At 73.5% G+C, this 15,262-nt stretch carries 16 protein-coding genes, 1 tRNA gene and 1 pseudogene; 6 read left to right on the forward strand and 12 right to left on the reverse strand.

Annotated features, from left to right (window positions below; genetic code table 11):
• Positions 1 to 541: 541 nt before the first annotated feature.
• The 4 genes from ARTHRO9V_RS11125 to ARTHRO9V_RS11140 all read right to left on the reverse strand — a co-directional run bounded on the left by ARTHRO9V_RS11125 (position 542) and on the right by ARTHRO9V_RS11140 (position 3,770).
• On the reverse strand, positions 542 to 1,519 hold the full coding sequence (locus tag ARTHRO9V_RS11125; protein ID WP_056048844.1) for a ribose-phosphate diphosphokinase: 978 nt from the start codon (positions 1,517 to 1,519) through the stop codon (positions 542 to 544).
• Between the two features lie 41 nt (positions 1,520 to 1,560).
• Entirely contained in the window at positions 1,561 to 2,994 is a 1,434-nt protein-coding gene (gene glmU, locus ARTHRO9V_RS11130) for a bifunctional UDP-N-acetylglucosamine diphosphorylase/glucosamine-1-phosphate N-acetyltransferase GlmU (RefSeq protein WP_159827153.1), read from the reverse strand.
• Positions 2,995 to 3,115: 121 nt separating this feature from the next.
• The gene (locus ARTHRO9V_RS11135) at positions 3,116 to 3,604 is read right to left on the reverse strand and encodes a DUF4126 family protein (RefSeq protein ID WP_159827156.1); all 489 of its coding nucleotides are present in this window, start codon (positions 3,602 to 3,604) and stop codon (positions 3,116 to 3,118) included.
• A gap of 94 nt (positions 3,605 to 3,698) precedes the next feature.
• Positions 3,699 to 3,770 (reverse strand) — tRNA-Gln (locus ARTHRO9V_RS11140).
• A gap of 126 nt (positions 3,771 to 3,896) precedes the next feature.
• On the opposite strand from ARTHRO9V_RS11140, the gene ARTHRO9V_RS11145 reads away from it, so the two are divergent.
• Positions 3,897 to 4,391: a MarR family winged helix-turn-helix transcriptional regulator gene (locus ARTHRO9V_RS11145; RefSeq protein ID WP_159827159.1), complete on the forward strand. Its 495-nt coding sequence runs from the start codon at positions 3,897 to 3,899 to the stop codon at positions 4,389 to 4,391.
• 51 nt (positions 4,392 to 4,442) lie between these two features.
• Here ARTHRO9V_RS11145 and ARTHRO9V_RS16005 read toward each other — a convergent pair whose 3' ends face one another.
• The 6 genes and pseudogenes from ARTHRO9V_RS16005 to glp form a co-directional block, all read right to left on the reverse strand.
• On the reverse strand, positions 4,443 to 5,597 hold the full coding sequence (locus ARTHRO9V_RS16005) for an ABC-F family ATP-binding cassette domain-containing protein (protein ID WP_370516208.1): 1,155 nt from the start codon (positions 5,595 to 5,597) through the stop codon (positions 4,443 to 4,445).
• 191 nt (positions 5,598 to 5,788) lie between these two features.
• Positions 5,789 to 6,335: pseudogene (locus ARTHRO9V_RS16010) on the reverse strand (ATP-binding cassette domain-containing protein); the annotation flags it as partial.
• Positions 6,314 to 6,808 (reverse strand): molybdenum cofactor biosynthesis protein MoaE, encoded by a 495-nt coding sequence (locus tag ARTHRO9V_RS11155; RefSeq protein WP_123571606.1) that lies wholly within the window; start codon positions 6,806 to 6,808, stop codon positions 6,314 to 6,316. The pseudogene ARTHRO9V_RS16010 and the gene ARTHRO9V_RS11155, both read right to left, overlap by 22 nt.
• Complete coding sequence (locus ARTHRO9V_RS11160) at positions 6,805 to 7,425, reverse strand: molybdenum cofactor biosynthesis protein B (protein ID WP_159827165.1); 621 nt, start codon at positions 7,423 to 7,425, stop codon at positions 6,805 to 6,807. The genes ARTHRO9V_RS11155 and ARTHRO9V_RS11160 overlap by 4 nt, the downstream gene beginning before the upstream one ends.
• Positions 7,422 to 7,934: a cyclic pyranopterin monophosphate synthase MoaC gene (moaC, locus tag ARTHRO9V_RS11165; protein ID WP_056048856.1), complete on the reverse strand. Its 513-nt coding sequence runs from the start codon at positions 7,932 to 7,934 to the stop codon at positions 7,422 to 7,424. The genes ARTHRO9V_RS11160 and moaC overlap by 4 nt, the downstream gene beginning before the upstream one ends.
• Positions 7,931 to 9,217 (reverse strand): gephyrin-like molybdotransferase Glp, encoded by a 1,287-nt coding sequence (gene glp, locus ARTHRO9V_RS11170; RefSeq protein ID WP_159827168.1) that lies wholly within the window; start codon positions 9,215 to 9,217, stop codon positions 7,931 to 7,933. Before glp ends, moaC begins: the two co-directional genes overlap by 4 nt.
• A gap of 38 nt (positions 9,218 to 9,255) precedes the next feature.
• Here glp and ARTHRO9V_RS11175 point away from each other — a divergent pair, with 38 nt between their 5' ends.
• From ARTHRO9V_RS11175 to ARTHRO9V_RS11195, 5 genes are all read left to right on the forward strand, one after another.
• Entirely contained in the window at positions 9,256 to 10,170 is a 915-nt protein-coding gene (locus ARTHRO9V_RS11175) for an MTAP family purine nucleoside phosphorylase (RefSeq protein WP_159827171.1), read from the forward strand.
• Positions 10,167 to 11,264 (forward strand): NAD(P)-dependent oxidoreductase, encoded by a 1,098-nt coding sequence (locus tag ARTHRO9V_RS11180; protein ID WP_233568492.1) that lies wholly within the window; start codon positions 10,167 to 10,169, stop codon positions 11,262 to 11,264. The genes ARTHRO9V_RS11175 and ARTHRO9V_RS11180 overlap by 4 nt, the downstream gene beginning before the upstream one ends.
• An 81-nt stretch (positions 11,265 to 11,345) precedes the next feature.
• On the forward strand, positions 11,346 to 12,014 hold the full coding sequence (locus ARTHRO9V_RS11185) for a glycosyltransferase family 2 protein (RefSeq protein WP_056048859.1): 669 nt from the start codon (positions 11,346 to 11,348) through the stop codon (positions 12,012 to 12,014).
• Positions 12,011 to 12,697, forward strand: coding sequence for a DUF2064 domain-containing protein (locus ARTHRO9V_RS11190; RefSeq protein ID WP_159827174.1), 687 nt, complete (start codon positions 12,011 to 12,013; stop codon positions 12,695 to 12,697). Before ARTHRO9V_RS11185 ends, ARTHRO9V_RS11190 begins: the two co-directional genes overlap by 4 nt.
• The gene (locus ARTHRO9V_RS11195) at positions 12,694 to 13,395 is read left to right on the forward strand and encodes a bifunctional 2-polyprenyl-6-hydroxyphenol methylase/3-demethylubiquinol 3-O-methyltransferase UbiG (protein ID WP_159827177.1); all 702 of its coding nucleotides are present in this window, start codon (positions 12,694 to 12,696) and stop codon (positions 13,393 to 13,395) included. The genes ARTHRO9V_RS11190 and ARTHRO9V_RS11195 overlap by 4 nt, the downstream gene beginning before the upstream one ends.
• Here the strand turns inward: ARTHRO9V_RS11195 and ARTHRO9V_RS11200 are convergent.
• Both ARTHRO9V_RS11200 and ARTHRO9V_RS11205 read right to left on the reverse strand, forming a co-directional pair.
• Positions 13,344 to 13,850: a hypothetical protein gene (locus ARTHRO9V_RS11200; protein WP_159827180.1), complete on the reverse strand. Its 507-nt coding sequence runs from the start codon at positions 13,848 to 13,850 to the stop codon at positions 13,344 to 13,346. The two genes, ARTHRO9V_RS11195 and ARTHRO9V_RS11200, sit on opposite strands and share 52 nt — an antisense overlap.
• Positions 13,847 to 15,205: a molybdopterin-dependent oxidoreductase gene (locus ARTHRO9V_RS11205; protein ID WP_056048872.1), complete on the reverse strand. Its 1,359-nt coding sequence runs from the start codon at positions 15,203 to 15,205 to the stop codon at positions 13,847 to 13,849. The genes ARTHRO9V_RS11200 and ARTHRO9V_RS11205 overlap by 4 nt, the downstream gene beginning before the upstream one ends.
• Positions 15,206 to 15,262: the final 57 nt, after the last annotated feature.

Consider the following 15,262-nt stretch of genomic DNA (forward strand, 5'->3'; position numbering starts at 1 on the left):
GTCTACGTCGACGTCGGCAAGTCAGGAGAACGACCGCCGAAACGGCCCGCAGGAGGCGCGGCGCAGCCGGACTCCGGAGTTGCCGACATCGGACGAGCAAGTCGGGCCGGCCGGGCCGCGCGGCCGGGTGGGGCGAGCAGGTCCACGTCGGCAAGTCAGGAGAACGTCCGTCGAAACGGCCCGCAGGAGGCGCGGCGCAGCCGATCTCCGGAGTTGCCGACATCGGACGAGCAAGCCGGGCCGGTCGGGGCCGAGCGGCCGGGTGGGGTCGAGCAGGTCCACGTCGGCAAGTCAGGAGAACGACCGCCGAAACGGCCCGCAGGAGGCGCGGCGCAGCCGGACTCCGGAGTTGCCGACATCGGACGAGCAAGCCGGGCCGGTCGGGGCCAGGCGAGCCGAGCGGTCGGAGCCAGGCGAGCCGAGCGGTCGGGGCCGAGCGGCCGGGCCGGTCGGAGTCAGGCGAGCCGGGCGGTCGGGGCCAGACGGTCGGGCCGGTCGACTCCGTGCGCCGAGGCGACGGGAGGTGTCGGGCGGTGTGGGGCTAGGCGGCGCCGTCGAACATCGAGGTGACCGAACCGTTGTCGAAGACCTCGTGGATCGCCCGGGCGATCAACGGGGCGATGGGCAGGATCTCGAGCTTGTCGAACTTCTGGTGCTCGGTGAGCGGCAGGGTGTCGGTGACGACGACCGAGTCGATGAACTCGCTGTTGAGGATCTCAGGGGCGGGGTCGCTGAAGACCGCGTGGGTCGCGGCGACCACGACGCCGATCGCGCCGTTGGCCTTGAGCGCCTCGGCGGCCTTGACGATGGTGCGACCCGTGTCGATCAGGTCGTCGACCAGCAGACACACGCGACCCGAGACGTCGCCGACGATCTCGTGGACGGTGACCTGGTTCGGCACCAACGGGTCACGGCGCTTGTGGATGATCGCGAGGGGGGCGTCGAGCTTCTCGCTCCAGATGTCGGCGACGCGGACGCGGCCCATGTCGGGCGAGACCACCGTCAGGGTGGTGTTGTCGAGCTTGGCGCGGAAGTGCTCGAGCAACACGGGCATGGCGAAGAGGTGGTCGACCGGGCCGTCGAAGAAGCCCTGGATCTGCGGGGCGTGCAGGTCGACGCTCATGATGCGGTGCGCTCCGGCCGCCTTGAAGAGGTCGGCGACGAGCCGGGCGGAGATCGGCTCGCGGCCCCGGCCCTTCTTGTCTTGCCGGGCGTACGGGTAGAACGGCGCCACGACGGTGATGCGCTTGGCCGAGGCCCGCTTCAGTGCGTCGACCATGATCAGCTGTTCCATCAGCCACTCGTTGATCGGCGCCGAGTGGGACTGGATGACGAAGGCGTCCGAGCCACGGACGCTCTCGTCGAAGCGGGCGTAGAGCTCGCCGTTGGCGAAGGTGCGGGCGTCGGTCGGGATCAGCTCGCTGCCGAGCTCGGCGGCGATCTGGTTGGCCAGTTCGGGGTGCGCACGCCCCGAGATCAGAACGAGTCGGTTCTCGCCGGTGATCTTGATTCCGGACACGTCACTCGCTCTCCGGCCCCGAGGGGCCAACCCGACCGGGTTCAGTCGGTCGTTCGTTCGGCGCGAGCGGCGGCCTCGGCAGCCGCCGAGCCGGGGCGGTTCGCCTCGACCCATCCGCTCGCATTGCGCTGTGGAGCGATGCTCAAGGCCAGGGCACCGGCCGGCACGTTTTTGCGGACGATCGTTCCGGCGCCTGTGTACGCTCCGTCGCCAATCCTAACGGGGGCGACGAAGACGTTGTGCGACCCGGTGCGGACGTGCGACCCGACCTCGGTGCGGTGCTTGTCCACGCCGTCGTAGTTGGCCGTGATGGTGCCGGCGCCGATGTTCGACCCCTCGCCCACCTCGGTGTCGCCCACGTAGCTGAGGTGCGGCACCTTCGACCCGGCGCCGATCTGCACGTTCTTGGTCTCGACGAAGGTGCCGATCTTGCCGTCGGCGGACAGGAGCGTGTTGGGCCGCAGGTACGCGAACGGCCCCACGGAGGCGCGGGCACCGATGACGGCGAGCGTCGCGTCCGTGCGCTTGACGGTCGCCCCCTCGCCCACCTCGGTGTCGACGAGGGTGGTGTCGGGGCCGACGACCGCGCCCGGGGCGATGTAGGTCGCGCCGCGGAGCTGGGTGCCCGGCAGCAGTTCGACGTCGGGGCTGAGGGAGACGTCGCGGTCGATCCAGGTGGTCTGTGGGTCGACGATCGAGACGCCCTCGCGCTGCCAGTGCTCGACGATGCGGTCGTTCAGCCGACGAGCCGCGGCGGCGAGCTGCACGCGGTCGTTGATGCCCTCGAGGCGCCACGTCTCGTCGATCGCCCGTGCGGCGACGACCTCGCCGGCACCGGTGAGCAGGCCCACCATGTCGGTGACGTACTTCTCGTTCTGCGCGTTGGCCGACCCGATGCGGGGCAGGTGGGTGCGCAGGGCGGCGACGGTGAAGACGTAGGTGCCCGAGTTGATCTCGCGCACGGCCCGCTCGTCGTCGGTGGCGTCCTTGTGCTCGACGATGCGGTCGACGTCGCCCGACTCGCGGCGGACGACCCGCCCGTAGCCGGTGGCGTCGGGCAGCACGGCACTCAGCAGCGTCGCCGAGGCGGAGGCGGCACGGTGCTGGTCGAGCAGGGCGGTGAGCGTCGCGTGGTCGAGGAAGGGCACGTCGGCACTGACGACCACGACGTCGCCGGTGAACTCGGCGGGCAGCGCCTCCACCGCTTGTTCGACGGCTCGACCGGTGCCGGGCACGTCGTCCTGATCGACGACGAGCGCGTGCGGGGCGGTGTCGAGCACGCTCGCGACGACCAGGTCGCGCTCGTGCCGCACCACGGCGACGAGGTGGTCGGGCCGGAGCGCGCCGGCGCTCTCGAGCACGTGCTGGATCAGCGGCAGCCCCGCCAGGCGGTGCAGGACCTTCGGGGTCGAGGACTTCATGCGGGTGCCCTGCCCTGCGGCGAGGACGACGACGGCGAGCTGGCGTTCGGGCATGGTGCTCCTTGGTGAGGGGTGGCGCGTGATCACCGCCGATCCTCCCACGGGAGGCCGCCCGACCACGGGTCACCCGCCCGGCGTGGGGACGCCGCCGACGCCGAGACGCGGTGGGGAGGAGTCAGCGGGAGCGGACGACGGCGACCGAGCCCGAGACCGCGACGGCGTCCTCGACGAGCGCGACAGTGATGTCGGGCAACCCGGTCTTCTCGACGACGGCCTTCCGCGCCCGGTAGAAGAGCCAGCTGCCGACGAGGGCGCCGGACGCCCCGGCGAGCGCTGCGGCCACGGGGGTGCCCCGACGGCCGGTGCCGGCCATCGCGATCCCCGCGACGGCGCCGGAGACCGCTCGACCGAACAGCGGGCCGGCACCGACCCGGCTCGGCGTGGCCGGCAGCTTGTCGCCGACGAGCTCACCGACGCCCGCGGCCACCAGGGCACCGCGGCCGAGGGGTGAGCGGAACAGGCGCCAGCGCTGCCAGGGGCCCCGCGCCTCCTGGGCGTCGTGGTTCAGGGCCAGGACGGCGAGCGGCGTCGCCGAGCGCGACCCGCTGAGGACGCCGAGCAGGACGGCCCGGACGAGGGATGGCGTGGGATCGGTCTTCGACATGGCTGGAGTCCTCGTCGTCGGATGGACGCCGAGGGCGCCCGCGGTCGGGGCGGGACGGACCCGACGAGCCGACCGCGACCTGCGACGCTCGGGGCTCCGCCACCAGGATTCGAACCTAGACCTAACAGCTCCAAAGGCTGTCGTGCTGCCGTTACACCATGGCGGACCGCGCGTGCGCGCCGGTCCATTCTGCCAGACCACGACTCGACCGAGGTGCCCGCGTGGGGCGACGGGCCCGCCGGGCCGCACCGCGCCTCCCGCACCCGACGACGGCCTCGGGCATGATGGGCGGATGCCCGAGCAGGACGAGGTCGACCGCATCGTCGAGGCGTGGCGCCACGAGCGACCCGACCTCGACTTCGCGCCGCTCCAGGTGCTCTCGCGCGTCGGGCGGCTGTCGAAGCACCTCGATCGCGCCCGTCGCGAGGCGTTCACCGCGAGCGACCTCGAGTCGTGGGAGTTCGACGTGCTCTCGGCGCTGCGTCGGGCCGGCGACCCCTACCAGCTGAGCCCCAAGACGCTGCTGCAGCAGACCCTCGTCTCGAGCGGCGCGATGACCAACCGCATCGACCGGCTCGTGGCCCGCGGCCTGGTCGAACGCCGCACCGACCCGAACGACGGCCGGGGCATCCTGGTCACGATGACCGGCGACGGACGGCGCGCGGTCGACGCCGCGATCGAACGCCTCGTCACGGCCGAGGGCACCCTGCTCAGCGACCTCAGCGACGACGACCGCCGCCGCCTGACCGACCTGCTGCGGACGCTGAGCCTCACCCTCGGCGACTGAGTCGGGGCGACCGGCGGAGCACGCCGGCCCGCTCGCCCGCTCGCTCGCTCGCTACGCCAGCAACTCGCTCAGCTCGAGCCACCGCACCTCGAGCTCGCCCGTCTTGTGGTCGAGCGCCGTCAGCTTCGCCTGCAACGCGGCCAGGCCGTCGAAGTCGGACTGGTCGAAGGAGGCGAACTGCGCCAGCAGGGTCTCGCGCTCGCCCGAGGCCTTCGCGAGCTTGCGGTCGATCGATCCGAGCTCTTTCTCGGCGTTGCGCTTCTCGGCTCCCGACAGGCCGGAGGCGGCGGCCGAGGCCGCGACGGACGCCGAGGCCCCCTGGACGGCCGTCGGGCGGTCGGTCGCGCCTCCTTGGTTCTGGGTCGCCTCGCGACGCAGCTGCAAGTACTGGTCGACACCGCCGGGCAGGTGCCGGAAGCGGCCCTCGAGCACGGCGTACTGCTGGTCGGTGACGCGCTCGAGCAGGTACCGGTCGTGCGAGACGACGAGCAGGGTGCCGGGCCAACCGTCGAGCAGGTCCTCCATCGCGGCGAGCATGTCGGTGTCGAGGTCGTTGGTGGGCTCGTCGAGGATGAGCACGTTCGGCTCGTTCAGCAGGATCAACAGGAACTGCAGGCGGCGCTTCTGGCCACCGGACAGGTCCCTGATGGGGGTCTGCAGCTGGGCGCTGGTGAAGCCGAGGCGCTCGAGCAGCTGCCCGGGCGTCATCTCTTTGCCCCCGGTGACGTACGAGGTGCGCTGCCGGCCGATGACGTCGTTCACCCGCTCGTGCGCGACCTCGTGGAGGTCGGCGAGCTGCTGGTCGAGGATCGCGAACTTGACCGTCTTGCCCTGTTTGACGCGCCCCTCGGTGGGGGCGATGGCCCCGGTGACGACCTTCAGCAGCGTCGACTTGCCGGCGCCGTTCACGCCGAGCACGCCGGTGCGCTCCCCCGGCGCGATGCGCCACTCGACGTCCTGCAGCACGCGCTTGTCTCCGAACGAGACGCCGACCTCGACGAGGTCGACGACGTCCTTGCCGAGGCGCGCGGTCGCCATCTGCGACAGCTGGACGGCGTCACGCACGGGCGGCTCGTCGGCGATCAGCTCGTTGGCCGCGTCGATGCGGAACTTGGGCTTGGTCGAGCGCGCCGGGGCCCCGCGACGGAGCCAGGCGAGCTCTTTGCGCATGAGGTTCTGGCGCTTGGCCTCGGAGGCGGACGCCATGCGGTCCCGCTCGACGCGCTGGAGCACGTAGGCCGCGTAGCCACCCTCGAAGGGTTCGACGATGCCGTCGTGGACCTCCCAGGTGTCGGTCGAGACCTCGTCGAGGAACCACCGGTCGTGGGTCACGACCACGAGGGCGCCCGAGTTCGTCGACCAGCGACGCGAGAGGTGCTGCGCCAGCCAGGCGACGCCCTCGACGTCGAGGTGGTTGGTGGGCTCGTCGAGGAACAGGACGTCCCAGTCGCCGACGAGCAGGGTCGCGAGGGCCACGCGTCGACGCTGACCTCCGGAGAGGTCCTCGACCCGCGCCTCCCACGGGATGTCGGTGGCGAGGCCCGAGATGACGTCGCGGATGCGCGCGTCGCCGGCCCATTCGTGCTCGTCGCGGTCGCCGACGATCAGGCTGCCGACCGTGGCGCCCTCGGGCAGCACGTCGCGCTGGTCGAGCATGCCGATGGTCAGGCCGCGGCGGGTCGTCACACGACCGTCGTCGGGTTCGAGCCGACCCGCGAGCACCGACATGAGCGTCGACTTGCCGTCACCGTTGCGGCCGACGACACCGATGCGGGAGCCCTCGTCGATGCCGAGGGTCACCCCGTCGAGGACGACCTTGGTCGGGAATTCGAGACGGAGGTTTTCTGCGCCGAGTAGATGAGCCACCACAGAAGCGTAGACGGCCCGGGCCGGGCGGCCGACTCGACGGTGCTCGACCGGGGTCAGCCCAGCGACGCCACCCACTCGTCCGAGCCGTCGGTGAACTCCTGGCGCTTCCAGATCGGGGTGCGGGCCTTGACCTCGTCGACGAGCGCGGCGCAGGCCGCGAACGCCTCGGCGCGGTGGGCCGACGCCACCGCGCAGGCCAGCGCGACGTCGCCCACGACGAGGTCGCCGTAGCGGTGCTCGACCGCGATCGCGACCTCGGGGTGCGCCTCGGCCACGGCGACCGCGACCTCGTGGATCACCTCGGTCGCCGTCGGATGCGCCTCGTAGTGCAGCGCCTCGACCCCCCGCCCCTCGTCGTGGTCGCGGACGACGCCCTCGAACGTCACGACCGCCCCGGAGGCGCGGCTCGTCACGAGCGCGGAGCACTCGGCCACCGACACGGTCACGTCGACGACGCGGGCGAGCAGCACGCGCTCGGAGGCGGGAGGCGCGGCGGGTGCCCCGGCGGACGCACCGCCGGGCAGGAGGGTCGGATCGTCGGCGGTCATGCGGCCCCCTCGGGACTGGGATGGCGGTTCTGGGCGTGGTCGACCCCGTGCAACTGGTCGACCACGTGGTCGAGGACGTCCTCGAGGACCGCGAGCCCGTCGCGCACCCCGCCGCGCGAGCCGGGCAGGTTGACGACGAAGGTGCCGCCGGCCACGCCCGCGAGCCCCCGGGAGAGGACGGCCAGGGGCGTCGAGGCCGCACCCCTGCGCCGGAGTTCTTCGGCGATGCCGGGCAGTTCGCGGTCGAGCAGCGGCAGGGTCATCTCGGGCGTCGCGTCGGTCGGCGACACCCCGGTGCCGCCGGTGGTGACGACGGCGTCGACGCCCCACTCGAGGGCGGCCTCGAGCACCGCGCCGACCGGTTCGCCGTCGGCCACGACGACGGGCCCCTCGACCAGCCACCCCCGCGCGACGAACCAGTCGCGGATGACCGGCCCGGTCGTGTCGTCGGCGGTGCCGGCAGCGGCCCGGGTGGACGCCACGACGACGACGGCCCGACGGCGCGCGGTCTCGTCGGGCGCCGTCACGCCGGGCGCGGTCACGCCGGGCGCGGTCACGCCGGGCGCGGTCACGTCGGGCGCGGTCACGTCGGCCGTCTCGTGCGGGGCGCCGCTCATCGCGACCAGTCCCCCGACTTGCCGCCCTGCTTGTCGAGCACCTTGATCTCGCCGATCACGGCGAGCGCGTCGACCGCCTTGATCATGTCGAAGAGGGTCAGGGCCGCGACGGACGCGGCGGTCAGGGCCTCCATCTCGACCCCGGTGACGCCCCGGGTCGAGACGCGGGCGATCACGGTGACCTGCGCCTCCGTGGTCTCGAAGTCGACGGTGATCGCGCCGAGCGGCAGCGGGTGGCACAGCGGGATGAGCGTCGGCGTCTGCTTGGCAGCCAGGATGCCGGCGATGCGGGCGGTGCCGAGGGCCTCGCCCTTGGGCAGCGATCCGTCGACCAGTCGCGCGACGACGTCGGGCCGGGTGGTCAGCACGGCCTGGGCGGTGGCGATCCGCTTCGTCTCGGACTTGCCGGTCACGTCGACCATGTGCGCGGTGCCGTCCTCGCGCACGTGCGAGAGCGGGGCGTCGGTCGGGGCGTCGGTCGGCGGCACGTCGGGCGGGGTCGGGGTCATCGGTCGGCCTTCTCGGCCTTCTCGTGGGGGGCGGGGTCGTCGAGCGCCCAGACCTCGACCCGGTCGTCCGCGTCGACGCGGTCGACCCCGACGGGGATCGAGACGAGCACGGTGGCCTCGGCGTGGGCGGCGAGCAGGTGCGAGCTCGGCCCGCCGACGAGGTGGGCGCGCCCGTCGACGTCGACCCGGCCGCGACGCAGCTGGTGCTTGCCGACCGGCGAGTCCACGGGGTGCGCCATCGGCACGGTCCAGCGCCGTCGGGGCAGGCCGACGCCGGTGACGCCCTGCAGGGCGGGGCGCAGGAAGGCCTCGAACGACACGAGCGAGCTGACGGGGTTGCCGGGGAAGCAGACGACGGGCAGCTCTCGGTCGTGCACGCGGATCGTCCCCCAGCCCTGCGGCCCGCCCGGTTGCATGGCGACCGGACCGAACGTGACGCCGGCACCCTCGAAGGCGTCGCGGACGACCTCGTAGGCACCCGCGCTGACCCCGCCGCTCGTGAGCACGAGGTCGACCTCGTCGGCGTGGCGGGCGACGACGGCGAGCAGGGCGGCCGCGTCGTCGGTCACCCGGGCGGAGGTGACGACGACGCCGACCTCGGCGAGCGCCGCGGCCAGGGCGACGCCGTTCGCGTCGTGGATCTGGCCGGGCCCGAGCGGGGCACCGGGTGCGGCGAGCTCTTCGCCGGTCGACACCAGCAGGAGGCGCGGGCGGCTCCGTACCTCGACCGCGTCGATCCCGGAGGCGGCGAGCACGCCCCACCGCGCGGGCGTCAGTCGCGTCCCGGCCGCGAAGAGCACGGAGCCCGCGGCGACGTCGCTGCCCGCGGCGCGGACGAAGGCCCCGGCGGCGACGCCCGGCGGCACCTCGACGACGGCCTCGACGCCCACGGGAGGGAAGGCGTCCGGCGAGACCCTCTCGATGGGCACGATCGCGTCGGCACCGGCGGGGACGGCCGCGCCGGTCATGATCGGGGCCGCGGCGCCGGAGACCAGGTCGGGGGCGGCCCGCCCGGCGGGGATGCGCGCCGCGACCCGGAGGCTGGTGGGCGCGTCCGGGTCGAGCCCGGCGGTCGAGACGGCGTAGCCGTCCATCTGCGAGTTGGCGAACGGCGGCAGGTCGATCGGGGCGACGACGTCGGCGGCGAGGACGCGGTCGCGGTACCGGTCGGAGCGCGAGGCGAGCGCCTCGGGGCTCACCACCAACGCGTCGACCGGACGGGCCCGCACGGCCGCCTCGACGACGGCCGTGACCTCGGCGAGGTGGGTCTCGATGGTGCGCACGCGGTTCCTCTCGGGCGATCGTCAGTAGCGTATCGGGGGTGACCGACCCCGCGACCGAGCCCGACGTCCCCCAGCCCACCCGCGCCTCCTCGGGGCCGCCGCCCGTCGACGTCGCCGTCATCGGCGGATCGGGGCTGTACTCGCTCTTCGCCGAGGGCGAGGCGACCCGGCACGTCGTCGAGACGCCCTACGGCCCGACCTCGAGCGAGGTGACGATCGGCGAGTTGGGCGGCAAGCGCGTGGCCTTCCTCACCCGGCACGGCGCGGGCCACGCGGTGGCGCCGCACCTGATCGACCACCGGGCGAACGTGTGGGCACTGGCGTCGCTCGGCGCGAAGGCCATCGTGTCGTCGTCGGCGGTCGGCGGGGTCAGCCCCGACGTCGCCCCCGGCACCATGGTCGTGACCGACCAGTTCATCGACCGCACCTGGGGACGACGCGACACGTTCTTCGACGTCGAGGGGCAGGTGCAGCACCTGATCGCCGCCGACCCGTTCGACCCCGTGCTCCGGGCCGCCGCGATCGCGGCCCTCGAGGCGCAGGGTGAGCCGTTCTCCCCGACCGGCACCTGCGTGGTGATCCAGGGGCCGCGGTTCTCGACCCGGGCCGAGTCGCTGTGGTTCCGGGCCGCGGGCGCGCACACGGTCAACATGACGATGTACCCCGAGATCCCGCTCACCCTCGAACTCGGCATGGGAGCCGTCAACCTCTCGTACGTGACCGACAGCGACGCCGGCCTGGCCCCGGCCGAGGGCGACGCACCCGACGCCGACGCCGTGAGCGCCTCGCTCGTCTTCGAACGGCTCGCGGCCGCCCAACCGCGCATCGTCGCGGCCATCGCGTCGATCGTCGCCGCGATGCCCGGCGACTACTCGCCCCGCGAGCTGATGCCGCCCGGGGCGGTGGCCGAGGTGCTCGCCCTGCCCGTCTCGGGTCGGAGGGCTGCGCTGTGAGCGCGACCGGCGCCTCCTCGTCCACCGACGGCCCGGGCCTGCTGCTCGTCACCGGTGGGGCCGGCTTCATCGGGTCGGCGATCGTCGACCTCGCCCTCGACCGCGGCTGGCGCGTGCGCGTGCTCGACTCCCTGCGGGCCGACGTGCACGGCGGCGAGCCGACCGTCGACCCGCGCGTCGACTTCGTGCACGGCGACGTACGTGACGCCGAGACCGTCGACCGAGCACTCGCGGGCGTCGACGCGGTCTGTCACCAGGCGGCCAAGGTCGGGCTCGGCGTGGACTTCCAGGACGCGCCCGACTACGTCTCGTCGAACGAGCTCGGCACGGCCGTCGTGCTCGCGGCGATGGACCGCGCCGGCGTCGACCGCCTCGTCGTCGCCTCATCGATGGTCGTCTACGGCGAGGGCAGCTACCGCACCTCGACCGGTGCGACCGAACGCCCGGCACCCCGCCGCATCGCCGACCTCGACGCGGGCGTCTTCGACCCGCGTGACGAGGCGGGCGAACTGCTCGAGCCGCAGCTGATCGGCGAGGAGGCCCCGCTCGACCCCCGCAACGTCTACGCCATCACGAAGCTGACGCAGGAGCACCTGTCGACCTCGTGGGCGCGCAGCACCGGCGGTCGGGCCGCCGCCCTGCGCTACCACAACGTCTACGGCCCGGGCATGCCCCAGAACACGCCCTACGCCGGCGTGGCCTCGCTCTTCCGCTCCGCCCTCGAACGCGGTGAGGCCCCGCGCGTGTTCGAGGACGGCGCCCAGCGTCGCGACTTCGTCCACGTCCGCGACATCGCGTCCGCCAACCTCGCGGCCCTCGAGTGGACCGCGGACCAGCCGACCGACACGTTCCGCGCGTTCAACGTCGGCAGCGGGACGGTGCACACGATCGGCGAGATGGCGGAGGCCCTGGCGCGCGAGGCCGGCGGACCGACGCCCGTCGTCACGGGCGAGTACCGCGCGGGCGACGTGCGGCACGTGACGGCGTCGTCGGCGCGGCTGCAGGGCGAGCTGGGCTGGCGACCGAGCGTGACCTTCGAGCAGGGCATGCACGAGTTCGCCACGGCCCCGCTGCGCGCCGCGGTCGTCCGCTAGGCGGGCGCGGCCGCCCCCCGTTCGGGTGCGCACCGCCCGCTCCCATCACCTTCATGGGATCGCATCCGTACAGTCGAGAGGATGAGCAGCCCCCGAGTCGACGTCGTGCTTCCCTGTCTCGACGAAGAAGGCGCGTTGCCCTGGGTCCTCGGCCGCCTGCCCGAGGGCTGGCACGCGATCGTCGTCGACAACGGCTCGACCGACGACTCCGCCCGCGTCGCCGCCGAGCACGGCGCGACCGTGGTGCAGGAGGCGCGGCGCGGCTTCGGCAGCGCCGCCCACGCCGGTCTCGAGGCCGCCACGGCCGACTACGTCGCGTTCTGCGACGCCGACGCGTCGATGGACCCCGCCGACCTCGTCGCCCTCGCCGCCCCCGTGATGGCCGGTGACGCCGATCTCGTCCTCGGCCGCCGGCGCCCGACGACCCGGGGCGCCTGGCCGGTGCACGCCCGCATCGCCAACCTCGCCCTCTCGCACCTCATGCGGCGGGCCAGCGGCGTCGCCCTGCACGACCTCGGCCCCATGCGCGTCGCGCGGCGCCGGGCACTGCTCGACCTCGACCTGAAGGACCGCCGCAGCGGCTACCCGCTCGAGATGGTGCTGCGCGCGAGCGAGGCCGGCTGGCGGATCGTCGAGCAGGACGCGCCCTACTCGCCCCGGGTCGGCCGCAGCAAGGTGACCGGCACCATCCGCGGCACGTCCGTCGCGATCAAGGACATGTCCCGACTCCTCAGGGAGGTCGGCCGATGACGACCCTCGTGGTGATCGCGAAGGAGACGATCCCGGGCAAGGTCAAGACGCGCCTGCACCCCCCGCTCAGCCTCGAGCAGGCCGCCGACGTCGCGGCCGCCGCGATCCAGGACACCCTCGACGTCGTCCGTCGGCTGCCCGCCACGCGTCGCGTGTTGCTGTTCGACGGCAACCGCAGGCCCGTCGGCTCCGAAGACTTCGATGTGATCCCTCAGATCGGTGGCGACCTCGACGCACGCCTCGGCGCCCTCTTCGACGAGGTCGACGGGAAGACCGTGCTGATCGGCATGGACACCCCCCAGGTCACGGTCGAGGCCCTCGCCCCCGTCTTCGACGCGTGGACCGACGACGTCGACGCCTGGTTCGGCCCGGCGAACGACGGCGGGTTCTGGGCCCTGGGCCTCTCCCGGCCGACCGGCGACCTGCTGCGCGGCGTCCCCATGTCGCGTGACGACACGGGTGCCCACCAGCTCCGCCGACTCGCCGACGCCGGCCTGACCGTGCGCATGCTGCCCGAGCTCGTCGACGTCGACACGATCGACGACGCCCGCCTCGTCGCGGCCGTCGCACCCGACAGCCGCTTCGCCGCCGCCCTGCGGCACGCCGAGGCGCCCCCCACGACCACCACCACGAACGGCGTCGCCCGCACGACCGATCCCGCCACCGAAGGGGTCACCTCATGACCATCGCCCCCGAACAGCCCGCCACCTTCGGTTCAGGAGGCGCGGAGCCGTACGCGCGCGCCCTGCGTCACGAGGGGCTCCTGCAACTCGTCCGCGCGGCCGGCGGTGCCGGACGCCCCGCGTCGCCCCCCGAGGCAGGCGACGACGAGGCGTTCGACGTCGCGCGGTGGAGCGCCGACGCCGACGCGGCCGACCTCACCACCCTCGACGGCGAGACCGGCCCCGTGCTCGACATCGGCTGCGGGCCGGCCCGCATGGTGCGCGCCGCCGTGGACCGCGGCCTGACCGTCCTGGGTCTGGACGTCTCGCCCACGGCCGTCGCGATGGCCCGCGAGGCCGGACTGCCCGTGGCCGGCGGGTCGGTCTTCGACCCGCTGCCCCGCGAGGGCCAGTGGAACCTCGCGCTGCTGCTGGACGGCAACGTCGGCATCGGCGGCGACCCGACGGCGCTGCTGACCCGCTGCGCCGAGATCCTCACCGCGACCGGTTCGGTCGTCGTCGAGACCGCCCCCGAGGCGTCGCTCGACGACAGCTACGAGGCCCACGTGGTCGACGACCAGGGTCACGCAAGCGCGACCTTCCCCTGGGCGGAGGTCGGCCGCGAGGCGCTGCACCGCCACGCTCGACGCGCGGGCCTGCGGGTCGCTCAGACCTGGTCGGTCGACGGACGCACCTTCTGCCGCCTGCGCGCCAGGTAGAGCGCGACCACAGCGGCCGTCAGCGCCGCGATGACGAGCCACAGCACGGCCAGGCGCAGGCCGTAGTCGAACGGCAGCACGGTGTCGTTCTTCGGCCCCTTCGCCTTCGCCACGATCTCGGGCACGACGACGAGCGAGAAGATCGCCCCGACGACGACCGCGCCCTGCACGATCCAGAGGACCGCGGGCCGGATGCGGCGTCCGGTCCGCCGCACGAGCAGCGAGACCGCGGCGACCACGGGGGCGAGCACGGCGTCGTGCACGACGACCGAACCGGCCAGCCAGAGCAGGAGTCCGCCGTACCGGTTCGGGGAGACGGTGTCGGTGAGCACCCAGCCGCCGAGGCCCAGGAGGGCCACGCCGAGGGCGATCAGCACCCCGCGCACGACGTGGACGGTGCGCGACGTGCCCGCGCCTCCTGCGCTCGACGCGGCCGAGGGCACCCGGGCGCTCACGAGAGCACCTCGATGGAGCTGAGCCACTTGGTCTGCAGCACGCCGGGTCGGCCCGGGGCGATCATGCGCGCCGGGTAGCCGTGGTCGATGCTGAGCGGCTCGCCGTTCAGCTCGAGGGCGACGAGGGTGCGCGGGTCGGAGGCGTACTCGGGGCCCATCTCGGTCACGCGGTAGCCACCCTTCTCTTCGAGGCTGGTGAGCCGGAGGCGCTGGTCGGTCGGGGCGCCGGCAGCCGCCAGCAGGTCGACGAGGCGGACGCCGCGCCAGGAGCCGGTCTGGCTCCAGCCCTCGACGCAGGCGATCGGCAGGCGTTCGTCGGCCCCGTCGAACCCGCGCAGCGCGTCGAGCGTGAACGAGGTCGCGACGCCGCCCACCAGGACGTCGAGCCGCCAGTCGGGGTCCATGGCCGTCTCGAGCACCCGGGCGGCGGCGGCCGTGCGGTTGATCGGCAGGTCGTTCGGGCCGAGCCCGCGCTGCCGGGGGCCGAAGGCGTTGAGGGGTGACAGCGGGGCGAAGGACTGCCCGGCCGTGAGCGCGACGACTCCCCCGGTGGCGACGCCGGCGGCGGTGAAGAAGCCGCGGCGGGACACCCGGGCGCGGCCCGGTTCGCGGTCGACCTCGTGTGCGGAGTCGATCCAGCGGAGGACGCGTCCGGTGAGGCCGCGGGCGGGCGCAGGAGGCGCGGCGTGCGGATCACGGTCGCGTCGCGTCCCGTCGGCGTCGCGCACGGCACGGAAGCGGGCGAGCTCGGCGGTCGCCTCGCTCTCGGCCACGAACGCGGCGCGGGCCTCGTCGAGCTCGGACGACGGCTCGACGAAGCGCCCCTCGGCGTCGTAGCTGTCCCGCGCCCGCCAGTAGCGGGTGATGAGCGGCAGCTTGACGGCGATGTGGATCGCGAGCGAGCCGATGATGACGAACGACAGGGCGAAGTGCACCTGCTTGAACGGGAAGGGCCACGGGTAGTACTGGTACGTGTTCAGCAGGCCGGTGACGAGCTGGAGGATCGACGTCGCCACGAACAGGGCGATGGAGGCGCGCTCGAGCACGTCGACCGGGTGCTTGATCGGCGGGTGCTGGAAGAGCTGCGGGAACACGGAGTGCAGCTTGACCAGCAGCAGGGGGATGCAGGCGATGCCCGCGGTGATGTGGACGCCCTGGCTCACCTGGTAGAGCCAGACGGGACTCGTCGGGAACCGCATCCCGTCGAGCGGCTCCTGCAGGAAGTGGCTGTAGAGCCCGGTCAGCAGGCAGATGACGAACGCGGCGCCGAGGAGGCGACCGAAGACGGTCGCGGACCGGGCGTTGCGGTTCGGCGACGAGGCGGCGCGGCGCGCCTCGTACAGCAGGCGCCTCATGGTGTCGGTCGTCTCATGTGGCTCATCATCTCCGATGTGCACGACTCCCAGGGCCGA

This window comes from Frigoribacterium sp. 9N (assembly GCF_902506305.1).
Taxonomy (GTDB): Bacteria; Actinomycetota; Actinomycetes; order Actinomycetales; family Microbacteriaceae; genus Frigoribacterium.